Below are 20452 nucleotides of genomic sequence, written 5' to 3'. Positions count from 1 at the left end.
GCTTGGAATCCTTCCAAGCTTTTCTTACTTCACCTCTATTTTCTTAATCTCATAATCAATTTCTAAAAACTTAACTCCGAATATCCACATTTTATGGTGAGCAGTTAGCATGTGACCCTTTCCCTCTTTAATGATAAAAATCTCTGTTAACGGTAAACGGATTGTAAAGAAACCAGTATGTAAATAAATCCCCTCATCTCCCTTACTATTTTCTCTCAACTTACTAGTAATGATTAAATCATTGCTATCATTACATACTTTTAAAATACCTGTCATATTCGAATAAGGTAAAGGCAATGCAATATTCATATATGTCTCGTTCTTATGCGTATGTTTTGAATACAGAGCCAAAAAAATAGACTCTCCTGCTTCATTTTCCCTTAGCCAAGCCCTTACATTCTCTCTCCCATCTTTCTCATCATTTACACCTATGATAGAACCATACATTGTTTCCCACTTATCGCCCATCCCTAAATGTATTTGTCCTACTCGTTTACTCATTTTCGTATAACAAAATGCAAATGGACGGAACCAACGAGCCCATTTAATATTCGATTGTAACTCATACGCTGCTGTATTTTCATAAAAACGAATTATACTTAAAGGAACCTTCGTCACGTCAAATGACTTACTATGAAAATCATTTATTTTATCAACTAAACCGTTGTATTCCTTACTATCTACTAAATTTCCATTCTGTAAAAATGTCCCACCAATTCTCACGCTTCCTCTTAATCTACTCATTGGTTTCCCATAGTACTTATAATTTGGAGCACTCTTTTCAATCATCCAACCTACAAATGCTGGTAATGCTACTCCAATACCATTTACCACACCGTGAATCCAAACCATTTGAGCAATTGTAATCGTCAGTACTTGTTTTAAATTTCCGTATGAATATATGAGTGAGAACATAATTGTAACCATGAGCGTACTAGACGAAATGATTAAGAGAACCTTTGCACGAATAGCATTAAATTTCGCTTTCCAAACGTAAATACCATATCCATAAATAGCACATAAATATATCACAACTGCAAAAAATTCAAATATCCTCAAATATGTAATTCCTATTGCAACTGTCATAGGTGAAATCATGATGATAAACATAATAGCATCATACACTTTACTTCTCTTTTCTCTTTTTCTCCCTATTAAACCAGCTGATAATGGCAATAAAAACGCCGAATAATGAAAATGTGCAGCTGTGAGTAAAACAATGTCAGAGCTAAAATGCATAATTGAAAGTTTTGCTACTGAAGCAAAAAACCAAAAACCACCTAAAAACAAATAAATAAACGCACTATCTATGACGGTCTCCTCTAACGGCTTCCATCCTCTTTCTAGCAATCTACTTACACCAAATAACGCAACAATTCCTGTATATACAAACCAAACTAGCGCAAATAAATAGTGATTTGTGACGAAAGCTAGCATTGCGCAAATTGCTGCGATTGGATATAAAAACGATACGAATTTATAAAATAATAAATACGATCCATTTCTTGTTCTTTTATCAATAATACAAAAAGACATCGGTATAAATAATAAAACAGATAATAATATAATTGCTTCAACAGGATTTATATTCGACCACTCACATATTAGAAAAACAACATAACAAGCAAGCCCAAATATTATATTTTTCATATCGTTTATTCCCTTTCTACAAATGTTCCCTTGTATGAAAAAAGCGAACCAATTAACGGGTTTCGTACTTGTACATGAATTCGAAAACACTTAAGTGTTTCATCATAACTTTCAACAATTTTTGCCTCACCATACAAAAATTTTGGTAACGGCATTTTTCTTCCAAACATATAAAACCATTGTTCCTTTGAAGAAATATGCATTGCCCCTAACTCATCGATATGAAGATGCAGTGTAGAAACGAGTAAATGTGGTTCGCCAAAATAATCTACAATTTCATTTTCGTTTTCATCCAATTGCATAACTGCGTTAAAATATCTTTTCTTATTATGAAAATAAAAAGTACGGTTCCACCTTACTAATTCTTGTCCATATTCATCTCGCTCAGCTATGTTTTGTATCGTAAATGGAATTTCCTCTCCTCGTTCCGAGAAAAACATTCGAAACTTCGATGCAATTTTCAATATAAATTTTACGAAAAAAGAGCCACCGTAAATTTCATCCATCTTTCCTTCCCCTGTAAAACTATTCTCTTCTGTAATCGCATAACGCTTCTGCAATTCAGGATGAAGATTTTTATAGGTATCCCCTAATAATCGTTCATACATATTAGCCATACACTTGTCCCTTTCTCGCCCTCTTGCAATTTTTCGCGCTTGGTAAATCGAAACTATTTATATAACCGACAATTGATAACCCCATTAGAAGAACATTTAATGTAATCGGATTAAACGGCCCTGTAAAGCTTGCGATATTCGTAAATCCTGCCGCTAACGTTAAAACTAGTAATACAATAATATGCAGTATAAATAATTTTCGTTTTATTATTGGCAACAGCCATACGACACCGAAAATTATTTCTAACACCCCAATTATTTTAAGTATACATACACTACTTTCATTTGAACCGATTAATAAAGAAAGCATCTTTACTTCCTCTGAATGAGTAAACAGTAGTTTTGGCACTATCCCTTGATATATCCATACAAAAGCAAATAAAAAACAAACGAGCCAATACGTCATCGTTCTTCTAATTAGCAAACTAGGATGCAAACCTTTTTCCAACCATAATTTGAGAGCATCAAAACTCCAAGCAGTCGCCCAACCTAATAATGGACGAAACATATATGAATCAATCACATTTCCTATACGACCATATCTCGTATCATAATCATATTGCGTTTCAAAATGAATACACTCTTTATGCGGTGTATACTTCCAATAACCACGCCCTATTCGTATAAGTGATAATGTATTGTCTGTCCAAAATTTCAAAGAAGAAATCCGTTCACCAGTTTCTTTTCTTATTTCACCTATCGATTCCCCTTCTCCGCCTATTTCAAGCCCAAATCCTATCTTTGTTTTATATAAAAACTTCTGTGGTTCTCCCTCTTTTTTCTCTAAATACGAAATTTCAGTAAAACGAGCATCCCATTCTGTATGTAGGTCTGGTTCTTGCGTATATTCCCATAATTTCTCTATTGTAGTTTTCATTTCTGTTGCAACATAAATAGGCCTTTTTCTTTTCATACTCCGACCTCCTACACTCTATATTTTTAATGTACATGTAATATATGTATTTTGCTACATTTTTCACAAACTTTATCTCTAAAAAGAAAGAATTTTGAAAATACATATAAAACACTTGATTCCCTGAATAATTTAAATTATTATAAAACAAATGTTACCAACAACTTCATAAATCAAACACTCTCGCCTAAAACGTGAGATAGAGGTTGCAATACTTATGAGTATTCTAATGGAGACACAGAGATGTCTATGAAATTGGATGAAAGGAAGTGTTGCCGAAATTGATAAATTTCTCTGCATTTATCAATTGGGGCTGTTTTCGAATAGAAACAGAACTGTCATATGTACAGACATGTACGTATGAAGAGCTATCTACAAAAAAGAGATATCATTTTCATGGTATTCCTTTTTTGGCGGTTTTTTTATTAGCTCCGTTTTCTGTTTCCCTTTTCCTGTAACAGCACCATCCTCACTTATTTGAGATGGTGTTTTTTGTTTTTCTCTCTGGTAACTACAGGAATATTGGGATTTATATATGTCCTAATCTATTCTTAAAAATGGACGAAAGAAGGAATTCGTAATGGAAACGATTGTACAAAAATTTGGTGGTACTTCTGTCGGAAGTGTTGAGCGCATTCAACATGTGGCAAATTTAATTATTGAAGAATATGAACGAGGACATAGTATCGTCTCTGTCGTTTCAGCAATGGGGAAAAGCACAGATGAACTTGCAGCACTTGCTAACGCTATTGCGGAAAATCCGAGTAAACGTGAAATGGATATGCTTCTATCTACAGGAGAACAAGTAACTATTTCATTATTAACAATGGTACTACAAGCAAAAGGTTATAACGCAATTTCATTAACAGGATGGCAAGCTGGTATTACGACAGAATCTGTACACAGTAGTGCACGGATTACTGACATTAACGTTGAGCGTATTCAGTCTTATCTTACTGAAGGCACGATTGTTATCGTAGCTGGTTTCCAAGGAATCAGTGAAAAAAATGAAATTACAACGCTTGGACGTGGTGGCTCTGATACGACAGCTGTTGCATTAGCAGCGGCACTAAAAGCGAAAAAATGTGATATTTATACGGATGTAACAGGCGTATACACGACGGATCCACGAGTTGTAAAGACAGCTTACAAATTAGATGAAATTTCTTATGATGAAATGTTAGAACTGGCAAACCTCGGCGCCGGCGTATTACATCCACGTGCTGTTGAATTTGCCAAAAATCATCATGTCGTTTTAGAAGTTCGCTCAAGTATGGAACAAGAAAACGGAACAATTGTAAAAGGAGAATGTAACATGGAACAACAATCAATCGTTAAAGGTATTGCTTTTGAAGATAATATTACACGTGTCACAGTGAAAGGATTGGAACAAGGTTCACTTTCAATAATTTTCTCTACGTTAGCTAACGCACATATTAATGTAGATATTATTATTCAAAGTATTACAAATGAAGGAACTGTTCATCTTTCCTTCTCTATCCATTCTAATGACTTACAAGAAACACTAGAAGTATTGGAACAGAACCAAGAAGATCTTCACTATGAGTCTGTAGAACATGAAAATCATTTAGCAAAAGTATCAATTGTAGGATCTGGTATGGTATCTAATCCAGGTGTTGCTGCGAATATGTTCACTACTTTAAAAGAAGAAGATATTCATATTAAAATGGTAAGTACATCTGAAATTAAAGTGTCTGTCGTTATTGACCGCCTTCATTTAGTAACAGGTGTGGAAGCACTTCATCAATCATTTATGGCGAAAATTGAGCCTTTAGTGCAAATGAGCTAATTTAATATTTTTATTGCAACTTACAAAAACATATTAATCTATTTCTTTCCTATATAAATAAAAAGCTGTTTGCATAGATTTCAAGACTCTACGCAAACAGCTTTTTAATATATTATCGATATCCAAAAATCATTATAAAACAATGAAATTATTCTTTAAACTCTTTCCTAGGAAATATAGTTGACTCTTCTTACTTCTTATCACACATATCGTTTCTCTCTTTCCCTTGAAAAAATGATCTATATTCATTGAAAATAATTTTCTTCACATCCGAGTAAAAGACCATCATGAATAGTGCAATTCCTAATACAACCACCTGTATTTTTTCATACTCAATGAACGCACTCATAATGAGCAAACCACATCCAATATAAAAACCAAACTCATTCTCTTTCTCAAAATCCGCCTCTTCTTCATCAATATGTATTTTCTCTTTAAAGCTTTGATTCCCTTTTATTAACTCATCTAACGTAACGTTGTACATTTCGCTCAGTAAAATTAAATTATCAATGTCAGGGTAACTTTTATCATTTTCCCACTTATAAACCGCTTGCCTCGTCACACCAATTTTTTTAGCAACATCCTCTTGCGAAAACTCCTTTGATTCTCTTAGTTTTTTTAGCTGTTCTCCTATACTCATAACGTCCCCTCCTTTAGCAAATTATTACATAAAGGGAGATAAAAAAGAAAGAAACTATTAGTAACACGCACTGTAAACCACTAGTTTACACAATAAAAAAAGGGAGAGTAACTCTATTTTCAAGCTACTCTCCCCCTCACTTATATTAATTAAAACAGATGAATGTTTTCTTTCTTACAAGCTTCACGTAAATCGTCAGGCCATACAGAAGATTGAACTTCACCGATATGTGCTTTGCGTAAAAAGTACATGCACATTCTTGATTGTCCAATACCACCACCAATTGTTAATGGTAGTACATCTTCTAAAATACCTTTATGGAAATCATACTCACGTTTGAAATCATCACCCGTTTTTGTTAACTGTTCATCAAGTGATTTACTATCAACACGAATTCCCATTGATGATAATTCGAATGAAGCTTGTAATACTGGGTGCCAGAATAAAATGTCACCGTTTAATTTCCAATCATCATAATCGGCTGCGCGTCCGTCATGCTTTTCACCTGAACGAAGTGCATCACCAATTCCGATAATGAAGACTGCACCGTGTTCTTTTGCAATTGCATGTTCACGGTCTTTCGGCGTTAATTCTGGATATTTATCTTCTAGCTCTTGGGAAGTAATGAAAACAACTTCTTCTGGTAAATACTTTCCAAGGAACGGATATTTTTCAAATAAGTGATCTTCCAAATCTTTGAATATTCCATAAATTGTCCGTACTGTTTCTTGTAAGTAATCTACAGTGCGCCATTCTTTTTGAACGATTTTTTCCCAATCCCATTGGTCGACGTAAATGGAATGTGTTGCATCAAGTTCTTCATCACGACGAATCGCGTTCATGTTTGTATATAAACCTTCACCAGCTTCATATCCATATTCATGTAGTGCAAATCGTTTCCACTTTGCTAGTGAATGAACAATTTCTAATTCTTCTCCTGAATGTAACATATCAAATTCAATTGGACGTTCTACACCGTTTAGATGATCGTTTAATCCTGATTTTTTTGTTACGAATAATGGTGCAGATACGCGGAATAGTTCAAGACGTTTTGCTAATTGGTCTTCGAAAAATGTTTTAACTTCCTTAATTGCGATTTGAGTCTCTCTTACTGTCATTAATGATTGATACATGGTGGTTTCCCCCTAAAATGTTTGGATGTTGTGAAAAGAAGCCAACAAAAAAAGCCCTTCTTCCCCAAAAAACTGGGACGAAAGGCTTTGGTTCCGCGGTACCACCCAAATTAGCAACAGAGGTTGCTCACTTATACAGTACGGAGATGAAGATCTCGATACTGTTCTTCTTGTAACGGCGAAGTGCCCGGCTAAGTCTACTTTCCTATAAAGGGTTTCGGTTAGCAACTCCAGGAGGTTCTTCATAATAGGCTTCGTATCAGGCTCACACCACCCCTGACTCGCTTAGACTACGTCCTACTACTACTCGTCCTTTCATAGTCGTTTTGTTGTCACATCTCTGAAACATTTTATTAATGATTATTCTATACAAAAAATAAAGAAAGTCAACAAAAAGTTTTAAAATATTTTTCAATTCTATATTTTACGGCTTTATTGATTGTTGTTAATTTAACATCTTTACTTCTTCTGCCTCGTCAATCCAAAAAATGTTTCACTAACCGAAACTAACGTATACACAACAATTAGTGTAATCGTTCGAAATATAGAATCCGCAGTATTTCTTATTATTTTCATTTTCTTTGTAATTCCTTTCAGTTTACTTGCAATTTCATGATATACTATAGCATTCAAGCAGTTTGTTTTTACTTAAAGCAAACATAGTCATTTATCAAGAGTATTTTCTAATTCATTGACTATTATCAAACAAGATTTTTATATAACGGAGTGATCATATGAGCAAAACGAAAGCGAAACCGAAAAAAGGTGTAGGACAAGGTACAGGAAGTAAAGGATGGAACCGTTGGCAATCAAGTGCAAAGAAAAAGAAAGCAGCAAAGCCATATAAAAGTAAAGGCACAAAGAAGTAATTTAAATACCATTTGATTTCTTTACTTTGTTCAAAACAAAATATAATTATTAAAACAAAAAAACTATGCTCTCATAAATTTGAAAGCATAGCTTTTTTTATTTTAAATCATAAGAATTTCTCGAATTTCTTCCTCAGTTATGGAGGATAATTTCCCTTCTCCTGGCTCAATTACTTCAGCAATTAAATTTTTCTTCGTTTCTTGTAGTTCATGCATTTTCTCTTCAATTGTTCCGTGGGCTACTAACTTAATAACTTGCACCGTATTTTTTTGTCCCATTCTATATGCTCTATCTGCTGCTTGTTGTTCAACAGCTGGATTCCACCATAAATCATATAATATCACTGTATCTGCACCAGTTAAGTTAAGACCCGTACCACCAGCTTTTAAAGAAATAAGAAACAAATCGCCTTCACCTTCGTTAAACCGATTGCATAGCTCTACACGTTCCTGCGCTGGTGTACTCCCGTCTAAATAAAAGTATGGAATCGCTTGACGATTTAACTCACGACCAATAATGGAAAGCATCTTCGTAAATTGAGAAAAGATCAAAATTCTCTTCCCAGTACTTCTACATTCTTCTAAAATCTCTAACAGTTGTTCAAATTTAGCTGAACTGCCTTTGTAATCATCAACGAATAAAGCAGGATGATTACAAATTTGTCGTAATCTCGTTAAACCAGCTAATATTCTAATTTTATTTTTACGTAACGTATCTTTGTCTAAATGTTTTAACGTTTCTTCCCTTAATTTCGCTAAATAAGCTGCATACAATCTCTTTTGGTCTGGTAATAACTCCGATGACTGTAAATGCTCTATTTTATCTGGCAACTCATTTAATACGTCCTCTTTTAATCGTCTTAATACGAATGGTTTCACTCGCTTCGCTATATCCTCACGCCTTAAATCACCGAACTCTTTTCTTCCTGGTAATAATTCTGGGAAGACGACATGGAAGATAGACCATAGCTCTTCTAACGAATTTTCTACAGGTGTTCCTGTTAATCCGAAACGATACTCCGCTTGAATCGTTTTCACCGCTTTTGCAGTTTGCGTTGTAGGGTTTTTAAACGCTTGTGCTTCATCAAGAAATAGTGTATGAAACGGCCTTTCATACAACCTTATATCTCTTCTCAGCAATGGATATGACGTAATTATGACATCAAATTCTGCTATATCTTTTAAAATTTTCCGGCGCTCTATTTGATTTCCATCTGCAATAACTGCTCTAATATGCGGGGCGAATTTTTTCAATTCACTCAGCCAATTATAGACGAGGGACGACGGAGAGACTACTAATATAGGCATGTTTTTCTCTCGAATTTCAGGCAAAACAGAGTCTATAAAAGCAATGCTTTGCAGTGTTTTCCCGAGTCCCATATCGTCTGCTAAAATGCCTCCAAAACGGTAATAGGCGAGTGTTTTCATCCACTCGAATCCATACACTTGATACTCTCGCATTTCTGCCTGTAAAGTATTTGGCACAGCAAATTTCAATTTTTTCGGGTTTTGAATATTTTCTACTAGCTCTTGAACAGAATCATCCAAACTTAAAACATTACCTTCGTGAAGTCCGTTCATCCATTTTACACTCCGGATAAGCGGAACATTCACTTCTTCCCCATGTAAAAATTCTTTCCGAATACCCGTTTCTTTTACAAATTGATTAATTTCATTAAACTCTTTACTCTCCAGTGATAATAAAGAACCGTTCGCTAATCGGTAATATTTCCGTTTCTCTTCAAGAGCTACTAATACTCCTTTAATTTCCGCCTCCGGTATTCCTTTTATATCAAAACGAAATGACAACCAGTCTATCCTCTCTTTTCGTCTAACTCTAATAAGAGGAGCTGTATCTCCTTTATGAATTCGTAATTTGATTGCTGTCGTCGCATAAATATCAAGTAAACCTTTTAATGTTGGAACGACGTGATATAAAAAATTGTACTCAGCTTCTTCATTATGCATAAAGTAACCGCCTTCCGTTTTCGCAAAGGCACTTTCACTCATAATATCTAAAATCTCTTTTTCCTTTTTCTCATCACGATTAAAAACAGACGGCTGTCCATCCTCTTCTAACGGATTAATTATGACGTTTCCATAGTGAAATTCAAGACCTGCTAACAAGCGATTTTTCACTCTATCTAAATATAATTTCGCTTTTAATACGGGTGTTTCAACACGATCTGATACTACCTCATCAATTCGTACAGTTCCTAGCTTCATTAAACCTGGTACAACTTTTGCTACAAAATATTCCATCTTATCTGCCGGAATGTATAATTGGTTACTACTAGAGCGATTCATCATTTTTTGTAATTCGATAAGCCGCTTGCAATCCTCAGCGTTCAACTGATACAGTTTCCCTCCAAATAGAGCATAACTATACGTATCCATTACCTCAACTCGTTGTAAGCCATCAATATAAAGCGTAAACCCACTGTTACTCCCTTTATTAAACTCAAAATGTAATGGAAGGAGTCCTTTTGAAATTTGTAAACCATGAAAAGATTGTCCATTTTGATTCAGTCTCACACACTCAACTTTAGAAAGTAAAGAAAGCATATCCCCCCAAGACGCTGGCGGTATTAAAATCATGCTATCATCTTGTTTTGCATGTACTTCTAGCGTATCCTCATACATTTTTTCATTATGATGAATTTTAATAAGTTGCTGAATAATCGCATCTGTATCTTGTTTAAAGCTATGTACATCTGGTGTATATGTAAACTCATTGGAACAATTAAAAAGTTCTCTTCTCTCCACCTTAAAAAGAAATTCTCTAATCTGATTTACGAAATACGTTTTGGCAAGTTTCAGCTGCATTCCTAGAAGCGCTCCACCTTGTTTCGTAACTACTGGTGTACAAATAAATTCAACATGAAGTATTTCACGTGTATCAAAACGATGTTGTTTACTTTTCGGTCTCAGTGGCTTGTCTGCAAACAACTGAAACATCCCACTTGTTAATTGATCATTCCCGCTCATGTGTTCACTACTAGCTGGGCGCATTCCACCCGTTTGCTGATTATAATTTATTTGTATCAATACTGCTGCAACATGTTGACAGTACGTTTGAAAAGACGCTAATGACGGACAACTACATTTCGCAACAACATCACCCTTTTTAATTTTTTCGACTGTAACATGAAAATCTTCGTTTCCTTTTACTGTCGCCTCGCAAATTTCTTTATTTTCATCATAATGATTTATTATTACTTTATTTGATTTATAATAAGCTTCGCCTCTTTTATATGAGGTCTCTCCGCACACTTCTTTAATAATCGATTTATTTAACGTAAAACTCATTGCTTTGACACTTCCTTACTGTAAAACCATTTTCTCTTACTTAACATTTTACATGCTTCACGAGAAAATATAAAATGCTGGTTTAACAAAAAAGATACTTATTTATAAACGCCTCAGACTGTAAGCAAATAGAGTTTCAGCACTTGTCCCTAAACTCTTAAAACCGCCTATTATACAGGCGGTTCTGAAAGGTTCCAGCATAGTATTTAAATATTTTCTACATTTTTCATGTAAAAGTTTTACTGGCCATCGCATCAACAATTTAAAAGATATGATTTTATGAAGAAGAGTGATAAAGGTTTTTCACACACACACCGTAGAGATGGATGTGCATATTTTGATGCAGGGGGCTTACTGTCTATAATAAGAGGATAAAGTAGATAATTTACATATTTTCATGCGTGCCCTTATATAAGACTGTTATTGCGGCTAGTATAAGGATGATCCCCATACAAGCAGGTGCGGCATGCCCAAGTGAAACATAAATTTGACCTCCAATAATCGGCCCAATCATTCTTGCTAAAGCTTGAATAGATTGACTACCTCCTTGAATCCTTCCTTGTTCACTAGAATCGACAGACTTCGAGAGCATCCCATTGAATGAAGGTCCAAAGATGGAATCACCAAAACCATATATAAACATTCCAGCGATAAGAAACGGATAAAATGAGAACAAAGCTGATGCTGCAATAAGACTATAACCTATAATCTCCGAAACCATTCCGAGAATTGCTATCTGTTTATCAGTAAGTTTTGTCAAAAGTTTTGGCATTATAAAACTTTGTGAAATGATATCTTGGAATCCCATAATTGAAAACATAAGTCCGATTAACGCAGGCTTCCAACTAAAAGTATCCATTGTAAATTGTGAAAAAATTGCCTGTAAAGATCCATTTGGTATCCAAAGTAAGAATGCTGAGACAAGTAGCCATTTTAAATTTTTCATGGAAAGTATATTTGCAAGTTGTGTAAATGGATTCAATCTTACAAAGGTAATCTCTTTCAATCTTTTATTTTTGTCAAGGCTCTCAGGCATATATAAGATTCCATAAACAACATTTAATAAAGTTATGATTACTCCAAAATACATAGGTACAGAATAACCAAACTTGGCAAGATATCCACCTATAGTTGGTCCAATAACAGTGCCTACTCCTACAACCGCACTTACCCATCCGAAGTATTTCGTTCTTTGTTCTGGAGGAATAATATCTGCAAAATATGCGAAGATAGTGCTTATGCTCCCTCCTGTTATACCTTCTATTATGCGCCCAGCAAATAGTATCCATAGAGCTCCTCCTATGCCAAAAACTAAGTACCCGATTGCGGAACCGAAAAGGCATACTAAAAGTAATGGACGACGACCATATTTATCACTCAAAGCTCCAAGTGCGGGAGCCGCAAAAAATACGCAGACTGCATAAACAGAAGTTAATAGCGTAACGAAGACCGCTTGTTCTGCCGAATTACTTGTATACGGCTGCACTAAAAATGGAACGACAGGTATTATAATGCTGAATCCTATTCCACAAAGAAACACAGAGATAAGACCGAATAGTAAGGCGTGTTTATCTATGACTCTTTCCGTATTATGTTCATTATGTGATCTGAATTTGGACATTTACATTCTCACCCCAACAGTTATTTTTGTTTCCTTATCAACAAAACAATAACTCCATTTTGTTTCCCTGTCAACAAAATTACAACAATAAAAAAGGCAATCCATCCTTGGACTGCCTTTCGTTTCATTTTTATTTTTTAAATAGATTACGACTTAATATGTACACCTTGTTTCTTTATTTCTGTATCTAAATGTCTACTATACTTTTCCACAAAGCTAAGTATACTATCAAATTCTTCCTCGGTTACTTGATCAAACACAACTTTATCCCGTTCTTCAAACTCTTTGTGCAGATCCTCATGTATTTTATAAATTACTTTCCCTTGTTCAGTAAGCCTAAAATAGATTTCTTTCTTATTATCCGACTTCTGATAACTTTCGATAAGGCCTTTTTTTATAAGTTTTTTTGTTATTCTACTTATGGCACCGCGAGTCATATAAAAGGACTCCGCAAGTTTTGTCACGTTAGAATCTACATTTTTTTCAATGTATTCGATACAATGTACTTCAGAAGAATTATACCCCTTAAGACTGTCTTCCATCTTATCCTTATTAAGCCAAACAATCTTATTATATAAGTCCCTGAAACCCACTATGATCTTTTCTTCTTTATTCATGCCCTGTCCTCCTCCCCGTTGGTGCATTAACCATATTATATTTATTTTTTGCTTCTATTCCAACTCTAATGAAAAAAGAGAGTCAAAAGCGTGTTGAGCACCAAGAAACTCAATGTCATTTGAACAAGACTTTGTCTACAATCTGAAACACTTATCTCTTTTCATTCTATCTCCATCAACCGTTTTGCCTCAAAATACAACACTTGAATAAACTTCTTCGTGTTAATACGTATATGACCAGAAGCCGCTACTTCATCTTTCGTCATTTCTGTCATCCGTTTTCTAACTATAGTAAAATCAAAAAATTTCGGAGCATAGCTTTCAAATTTCGGATTCGAAAAGTCTGTTAACCCGAGGGAAGCTAAGTGATTTAACGATTGATAAATCGCCCTTCTTACCCTTTGCTCAGATGCTTTCTTCTCTTTATCAATATCCGTATCTAAAGCTACATCCCCTAATTTCCTTATTGTAATATGATGGAAAATATCTTTTAATGCAGGAAATCCAAATTCAAATGTTTGTGCCTTTTCCTGCCCATATAAATATTCCAACATACTAAGCAAGTCTTTGCTTCCGTTCTCTCCCGCAATACCGAGTTCTGATAATAAATAGCGCCCTGAATCCGCTATTTTCTTCCCTTCTTGTATTGGCTCATTTCGAACTTGCGGCTGTTCCCACTTAAAAACGTTATTCAATGATTTTTGAATATCATGTATAGAACGCTCCAAACGAATACGCTCCATTACTTTTCGTACAACAGATACAACTTCAATTTTATTCAGTGGCTTTGTAATATAATATTCTACTCCAAGTGTATACGCCTCACCTATAAGTTGCTTCGATTCAACTTGAGAAATCATAATGATCTTCCCAGTAAAAGCGGACGCAATATGACGAACTGTTTCAATTCCGTCTCGCATTGGCATTAATAAATCAATAAACAAAATATCTACTTTTTTAAAATTCAGTTGGTCCGCTTCAATAAAAGCTCCGTCTTCCGACTCTCCAATTACTTCCCCAAGATCTCCATCTTCAATAATTTGCGAAAGCATAGAACGGAAAACTTCATCATCATCTACGATATAATAAAACAACATTATTCCCCTTCCCGCTTTAAACTGCACTCCGGTAAACAAACGATAAACTTACACCCGCCACCAGTTTCTCGTTCTTCTAATCTCACTTCTCCACCTAGCTCTGTTACCATTTCGTTTATGTAAGAAAGTCCAATACCTGTTGACGGTGTTCCCGTTTGATCATACTTTGAAGTAAACCCTGGCTTAAATACTAATTTCTTATACTTCTGTGCAATACCAGGACCATCGTCAATTACTTCAAAGAATATATGTTTATCTCGTTTATATAGCTTTATACTAATGAGACCTCTATCCTCAATTGCTTCCACTGCATTTGCAACTAAATTATTAAAAATTGATAGAACTGTATACACGTGATATGCAGCGTGCTCACCTTCTATATGTTTAGAAAAACGTATATCTTTTCCTAGCATTTCAGCATACTTCTCATTTATTCTTACAATTATTTCCGCTAATTCATGTCCTTCTACATACTCAGCCACATTTTTATCTAATAACAGTTTAGATAACCCTGCAAAAATCCTTTGATTATCCTTTTTTATTTCATGCACTTCTCCTGCTATTTTTAAAGCTGTTTTGCTATTTAAGTCATCGTTCGCTTGTAAGTTTCGATATAGTTGATATGCTTCCTGTGTAATTAACTCAGCATTTTGTAACGTTTTTTTCAAATGGACAGATTCCACATATAAATTAGAGAGATACATTAACATATTTTCATTTTCTTTTCGAACTTGGGATTCTTTTAATTTCGTTTCATATAAATTCATCATATTTAAAAAACCGAGCGCAAAGAAACTACGGAAAATAGCTATAATGATTAGTTTATTCACTTCAGAAACTGTTATCGTTGTGCCTAGTACGAGCATATGATAAAACGCAAGTTCTGACATACTTGCAATAATTTCAATTGAAATTCCAAGGCACCCAATAACAATTGGCTTCTGATGAAACTTATTTACCCTACAAAACGAAAAGAGGCTTCCATAAATAAAATAATAAAAGAACACAGGATAGCGCAAATAAAATGATTCTGTCATATGGAATGAACCTTGCAATACCCAGTCAAGACTTACACGGAATAAAACTACAGATATACCGACGAGAACACCTGCAGCTGCTGCTGGTATTCTTCTTAAAAATAATAATAAAAAGAAGAAAAGCGGTGTCCCGAAGCTAACACGAAACATATCATTAAAAGGATGAAAATTAAGCTCTCCAGCAATTGGGACAACTACCATTAATATAATTAAAAGATACATATCTTTCTTCCATAATTGATTCCAATTCAAAGCTGCCACTTCCTATATATTTTTCAAAATGTATAAGTAAAGCCCGTTTATTATTATAAACGGGCTTTTTCTCTATATACTAACCTTTTCTACCGCTTTTATTTGACGATACTCAGGCTTCCACATTGCTTCTTTCACTGCAATCTTAATATCGTTATCACTTAAGTTTTCTCTAGCAACACCTTCTGCAACTGCAACTTTCGCTACTTCAATTGCAACTAGTTCAGAGATATTACGTAACTCTTCAACTTCTGGCAAAATAGGTGCTCCTGGCTGACTTGTATCTACCATACTTGCAACTGCTTCAGCTGCTGCTGCGAACATTCCATCCGTCATGACGCTTGCACGAACAACAATTGTACCAAGACCTAGTCCCGGGAAAATAAGTGCGTTATTTGACTGTCCAATCACATACGTTACACCGTTATATGTAACTGGTTCAAACGGACTTCCTGTTGCAACTAACGCTCTTCCTTCTGTCCACTCGATTAAATCTGCTGGTTTCGCTTCCGCAAGTGGTGTTGGATTCGACATTGGTAAAATAATTGGTCTTTCTACGTGAGAAGCCATTTCTTTAATAATCTCTTCTTTAAATGCGCCCGCAACTGTTGATGTTCCAATTAAAATTGTCGGTTTTACATGTTTCACAACTTCAGCAAGCCCGATCACATCATTTTGTTTCCAATCACTTACTTCCGCTTCTTTTCTTGCATATGGAATTTGGAAATCAAGAAGACCTTCCATATTATCTGTAACTAATCCGTTACGGTCAATACACCAGAAACGATTATGAGATTCTTCATCTGATAAGCCGACGCGAACCATTGCATCTCTTACTTGATCTGCGATACCGATTCCAGCCGTACCAGCACCAAACACAACAACACGGTGCTCACTTAGCGGTACACCAGAAGCTTTTACTGCCGATAATACAGCAGCAAGTGAAACTGCCCCTGTACCTTGAATATCATCATTAAATGTACAAACGTCATGACGATATTTATCTAAAATTTTTCGTGCATTTCGAGAACTGAAGTCTTCCCAATGTAGAAGCGCCTTCGGGAATTGTTTATTTACCGCTTGAACAAACGTATCAATAAATTCATCGTACGCTTCACCTGTTATACGAGGATGACGATTTCCAATATAAAATGGATTGTTTAATAATTCCTCACGATTTGTACCTACATCTAAAATTACCGGTAATACACGGCTAGGATCGATTCCAACTGCGGCCGTATATACAGCTAATTTCCCGATTGCGATGTTAATTCCACCAACACCCCAATCACCAATTCCTAATATACCTTCTCCATCCGTTACAACGACTAAATCAATGTTTTCAGCTGTTGCACCGATATTGGCAAATGCATCTTCAATACCTGATGGATCGTTAATTGATAAATAAATACCACGTGGTTTACGGTATTCATGACTATACCTTTGAATTGCTACACCTACAGTTGGTGTATATACAATCGGTAACATTTCACGTAAATGATCTGTTAATATACGATAAAATAATACTTCATTTCGATCATGTAACGCCGTTAAGTATACATTTTTTAATAAATCATCCGGCTGAGAACTAAATTGTTCATATGCTCGGCGTGCTTGTTCTTCTAATGTTAAAACAGCTGGCGGTAATAAACCTTTTAAACCTAACTCTTCTCTTTCCTCTTGTGTGAAAGCTACCCCTTTATTTAAAAGTGGTGTTGATAATACTTCTGCTCCTCTTAATGTTGTTTCTAATGCACCATTAGAAGCCACTGTAAACTTACTCATAACATCCCTACCTCTATTCATATATAGCATTTCTATATTGTAAACAAAAAAGAGGGGATTGTCCCCCTCTTCTTTTAATTTTTCTTTAAAAGAGTTGCTCCTGCAATCCCTGGATGTGTCATTTCGAATGGATCTAGAATTAACTCTAAATCTTCTTGTGACAATACACCATTTTTTACACAAAGTTCACGAACGGATTGACCTGTTGCAATTGCTTCTTTCGCAACACGAGCTGCTGCTTCATAACCGATATGAGGGTTCACGGCTGTAATAATTCCTACACTTTTCTCAACGTACTCTTTTAAACGATCTTCATTCGCTTCAATTCCTTTTAAGCAATTATCTGTAAAGGCACGGAAACCATTATTCATAATGCTAATAGATTGAAGTAAGTTGAAAACAAGTACTGGTTCCATAACATTTAATTCTAATTGTCCTGCTTCTGAAGCAAGACAAATTGTATGATCGTTACCAATAACTTGGAACGCAATTTGGTTAATAACTTCTGGCATAACAGGGTTTACTTTCCCTGGCATAATAGAAGAACCTGGTTGACGAGCTGGTAACATAATTTCTGCTAAACCAACACGTGGACCTGATGCCATTAAGCGAAGGTCATTCGCAATTTTAGACATATTCATCATACATACTTTTAGTGCTGCAGATACTTCTGTGTACGCATCAGTATTTTGCGTCGCGTCCACTAAATCTTCTGCACCAACAAGCGGTAATTCACTAATTGTAGCAAGATGTTTTACAACTGCTTCAATATACTCTGGATCTGCATTTAAGCCTGTACCAACTGCAGTTGCTCCCATATTTACTTCATATAAATGTTGACGTGATTGCTTAATACGTTTCATATCACGTTCTAGTACGCGAGAATACGCTTTAAACTCTTGTCCAAGACGAATTGGTACAGCATCTTGTAAATGCGTACGACCCATTTTAATAACATGGTCGAATTGTTCTGCTTTTAATTCAAATACATCATGCATATAACCCATCGTTTGTAATAAGCCTTCTAATGCATTTAATGTCGCGATATGAATCGCCGTTGGGAATGCATCGTTTGTTGATTGTGCCATATTTACATGGCTATTTGGACTAATATAATGATAGTCTCCCTTTTCCATTCCTAATAATTCAAGAGCACGATTGGCAATGACTTCATTTGCATTCATGTTCATTGAAGTACCCGCACCGCCCTGAATTGGGTCGACGATGAAATGATCGTGCCATTTTCCATCTAGAATTTCTTGAGCAGCTTCTGCGATCGCGCCGCCTTTATTCAATTCCAATCTACCTACATCTGTATTTGCAAGTGCTGCTGCTTTTTTTACAACTGCGAATGCTTGAATTAAACCTTCATGAATTTTGTAACCTGTAATTGGGAAGTTTTCTACTGCACGCATTGTTTGTACGCCGTAGTATGCATAATTTGGTACTTCTTTTTCACCTAAAAAATCTTTTTCAATTCGCACACCATTTTTAACTTCAGTTAATGTTGCCATGATTATTCACTCCTTAACGATTTCTTATGCTGCTTTTGTTTCTTTGACTGTTTCTACATATTGTTTTGCTTTCTCATTATCGAATTCGCCTTCCCACTTCGACATAACAATGGCCGCTAATGCATTTCCTAATACATTGACAGATGAGCGAATCATATCTAAAATGCGGTCAATTCCCGCAATTAACGCGATACCTTCTAGTGGTAACCCCATTGAACCTAACGTTGCTAATACAACAACGAACGATGCACCTGGAACTCCCGCCATACCTTTGGATGTTAACATGAGAACGAATAATAACGTTATTTGCTCCGTCAGTGACATGTGTACACCATACATTTGTGCAACAAACAATGCCGCTAACGCTTGATAAATAGCCGATCCAGTCAAGTTAAATGTATAACCTGTCGGAATTACGAAAGAGGCAACTGCCTTTGGACAACCGAACTCTTCCATTTTTCTCATTATATTAGGTAAAACAGCTTCTGAACTTGCTGTCGTAAATGAAAGAATAAGTTCTTCTTTTAAAATTTTTATTAATGTAAAAATGTTTACGCCAACCATTCGTGCATTAATACCTAATACAATCACAACGAATAGTATAACAGTTACGTATACAGCTAGCACTAGTTTTCCTAACGGAAGTAGTGTTGCTACACCAAATTTTGCAACCGTAACAGCAATTAATGCGAATACACCGAATGGTGCAAACTTCATAACTTGATTTGTAACCCAAAACATTGCTTCGAGTACACCTTCAAAAAAGTTAAAGACAGGCTTTCCTTTTTCTCCAATTGCCGCAACTCCTAAACCAAATAACACGGAGAAGAATATAATCGGTAATAAGTCACCTTGTGAGATAGATTCAAATACGTTTTTCGGTACAATATGAACAATCGTTTCAGCAAATCCTTTCTTCTCTGTTGCATCTGCAGTTTGTTTATAAGAAGAAATATCACTTTGCTGTAAATTGCTCATATCAACGCCAGTACCTGGTTGGAATATATTCGCTGCAAGTAATCCCATTAAAATAGCAATCGTCGTAATAATTTCGAAATAAAGAATTGTCTTACCGCCCAGTTTCCCAAGCTTTTTCATATCTCCCACGCCAGCTACCGCAACAATTAATGCTGAAATAACAATTGGTACTACAATCATCTTAATTAAATGAATAAATATATCCCCAATTGGTGTGATATAAGAAATCGCCGTTTTATTGCCATAAAAGACTGCCCCTACTACAATCCCTAAAACAAGCGCGACAAAAATTTGTGTTGCCAATCCGAATTTTTTCATTTATGTTCATCCCCTTCATGCGAACGCTTTCAATTTGAATTTATAAAAGCTACTCACACATCATATAAGCGAACCTACAAAATCATACAAAAACCTACAAGTTTGTCACAAAAATTTCAAATATTTTTCTTCTATTTTTCATTGACACCATTTTGTTAAAAAACGATAAAATATACTTGATAAGTAATCAGATTGTTTCGTATAATCAAAAAGATATATACTTAAAACAAATCGAAATGAAAAGGAGTGGATAGTATGAAAAACTACACAAAGCAATTCGTCCTATCTTCTT

Annotated in this window: 15 protein-coding genes, 1 riboswitch and 1 other annotated feature; of the genes, 2 read left to right on the top strand and 13 right to left on the bottom strand. The window is 35.2% G+C overall.

Annotated elements, in window-relative coordinates; all coding sequences use genetic code 11:
- Positions 1-24 precede the first annotated feature (24 nt).
- The 3 genes from MHB70_RS07860 to MHB70_RS07850 are packed head-to-tail and all read right to left on the bottom strand — an operon-like array spanning position 25 to position 3180.
- On the bottom strand, positions 25-1650 hold the full coding sequence (locus MHB70_RS07860; RefSeq protein ID WP_061530110.1) for a YndJ family protein: 1626 nt from the start codon (positions 1648-1650) through the stop codon (positions 25-27).
- A gap of 5 nt (positions 1651-1655) precedes the next feature.
- A complete protein-coding gene (locus MHB70_RS07855) occupies positions 1656-2267 on the bottom strand; it encodes a DUF4166 domain-containing protein (protein ID WP_061530111.1) in 612 nt (203 codons plus the stop codon).
- On the bottom strand, positions 2260-3180 hold the full coding sequence (locus MHB70_RS07850; protein ID WP_000824131.1) for a DoxX-like family protein: 921 nt from the start codon (positions 3178-3180) through the stop codon (positions 2260-2262). The genes MHB70_RS07855 and MHB70_RS07850 overlap by 8 nt, the downstream gene beginning before the upstream one ends.
- A gap of 192 nt (positions 3181-3372) precedes the next feature.
- Positions 3373-3559: riboswitch (Lysine riboswitch) on the top strand.
- Between the two features lie 201 nt (positions 3560-3760).
- Here MHB70_RS07850 and MHB70_RS07845 point away from each other — a divergent pair.
- Positions 3761-4990: an aspartate kinase gene (locus MHB70_RS07845; protein WP_061530112.1), complete on the top strand. Its 1230-nt coding sequence runs from the start codon at positions 3761-3763 to the stop codon at positions 4988-4990.
- 190 nt (positions 4991-5180) lie between these two features.
- On the opposite strand, the gene MHB70_RS07840 is transcribed toward MHB70_RS07845, so the two are convergent.
- Together MHB70_RS07840 and asnA are read right to left on the bottom strand one after the other, a co-directional pair.
- Positions 5181-5630 carry a helix-turn-helix domain-containing protein gene (locus MHB70_RS07840; RefSeq protein ID WP_000021945.1) on the bottom strand — a complete coding sequence of 150 codons (450 nt, stop codon included), beginning with the start codon at positions 5628-5630 and terminating at the stop codon, positions 5181-5183.
- A 149-nt stretch (positions 5631-5779) separates the two neighbouring features.
- Positions 5780-6763, bottom strand: a complete 984-nt coding sequence (asnA, locus tag MHB70_RS07835; protein ID WP_000284901.1) for an aspartate--ammonia ligase — start codon at positions 6761-6763, stop codon at positions 5780-5782.
- A 70-nt stretch (positions 6764-6833) separates the two neighbouring features.
- Positions 6834-7091 (bottom strand) — a binding site (T-box leader).
- Positions 7092-7497: 406 nt separating this feature from the next.
- Between asnA and MHB70_RS07830 the strand changes: the two genes are divergently transcribed.
- Positions 7498-7632: a DUF3934 domain-containing protein gene (locus MHB70_RS07830; protein ID WP_000047591.1), complete on the top strand. Its 135-nt coding sequence runs from the start codon at positions 7498-7500 to the stop codon at positions 7630-7632.
- A 102-nt stretch (positions 7633-7734) separates the two neighbouring features.
- On the opposite strand, the gene MHB70_RS07825 is transcribed toward MHB70_RS07830, so the two are convergent.
- The 8 genes from MHB70_RS07825 to MHB70_RS07790 form a co-directional block, all read right to left on the bottom strand.
- Positions 7735-10941: a DEAD/DEAH box helicase gene (locus MHB70_RS07825; RefSeq protein ID WP_000011060.1), complete on the bottom strand. Its 3207-nt coding sequence runs from the start codon at positions 10939-10941 to the stop codon at positions 7735-7737.
- Positions 10942-11326: 385 nt separating this feature from the next.
- Positions 11327-12562 carry an MFS transporter gene (locus tag MHB70_RS07820; RefSeq protein WP_000033171.1) on the bottom strand — a complete coding sequence of 412 codons (1236 nt, stop codon included), beginning with the start codon at positions 12560-12562 and terminating at the stop codon, positions 11327-11329.
- A gap of 146 nt (positions 12563-12708) precedes the next feature.
- Complete coding sequence (locus MHB70_RS07815; RefSeq protein WP_001030884.1) at positions 12709-13179, bottom strand: MarR family transcriptional regulator; 471 nt, start codon at positions 13177-13179, stop codon at positions 12709-12711.
- Positions 13180-13340: 161 nt separating this feature from the next.
- Positions 13341-14273, bottom strand: a complete 933-nt coding sequence (locus MHB70_RS07810) for a response regulator (protein WP_033657313.1) — start codon at positions 14271-14273, stop codon at positions 13341-13343.
- Between the two features lie 2 nt (positions 14274-14275).
- Positions 14276-15574 carry a sensor histidine kinase gene (locus MHB70_RS07805; RefSeq protein WP_002038412.1) on the bottom strand — a complete coding sequence of 433 codons (1299 nt, stop codon included), beginning with the start codon at positions 15572-15574 and terminating at the stop codon, positions 14276-14278.
- Positions 15575-15637: 63 nt separating this feature from the next.
- Positions 15638-17350: an oxaloacetate-decarboxylating malate dehydrogenase gene (malS, locus tag MHB70_RS07800; RefSeq protein WP_002093791.1), complete on the bottom strand. Its 1713-nt coding sequence runs from the start codon at positions 17348-17350 to the stop codon at positions 15638-15640.
- A 74-nt stretch (positions 17351-17424) separates the two neighbouring features.
- Positions 17425-18864 carry an aspartate ammonia-lyase gene (aspA, locus tag MHB70_RS07795; RefSeq protein ID WP_000224192.1) on the bottom strand — a complete coding sequence of 480 codons (1440 nt, stop codon included), beginning with the start codon at positions 18862-18864 and terminating at the stop codon, positions 17425-17427.
- Between the two features lie 24 nt (positions 18865-18888).
- Positions 18889-20160, bottom strand: coding sequence for a cation:dicarboxylate symporter family transporter (locus tag MHB70_RS07790; protein WP_000713298.1), 1272 nt, complete (start codon positions 20158-20160; stop codon positions 18889-18891).
- Positions 20161-20452: the final 292 nt, after the last annotated feature.

The sequence above is a fragment of the Bacillus sp. FSL M7-1020 genome, from assembly GCF_038050415.1.
GTDB lineage: Bacteria > Bacillota > Bacilli > Bacillales > Bacillaceae_G > Bacillus_A > Bacillus_A toyonensis.
The sequence above is the reverse complement of the archived record's forward strand: the minus strand, read 5'-3'. Positions and strand labels throughout refer to the sequence as shown.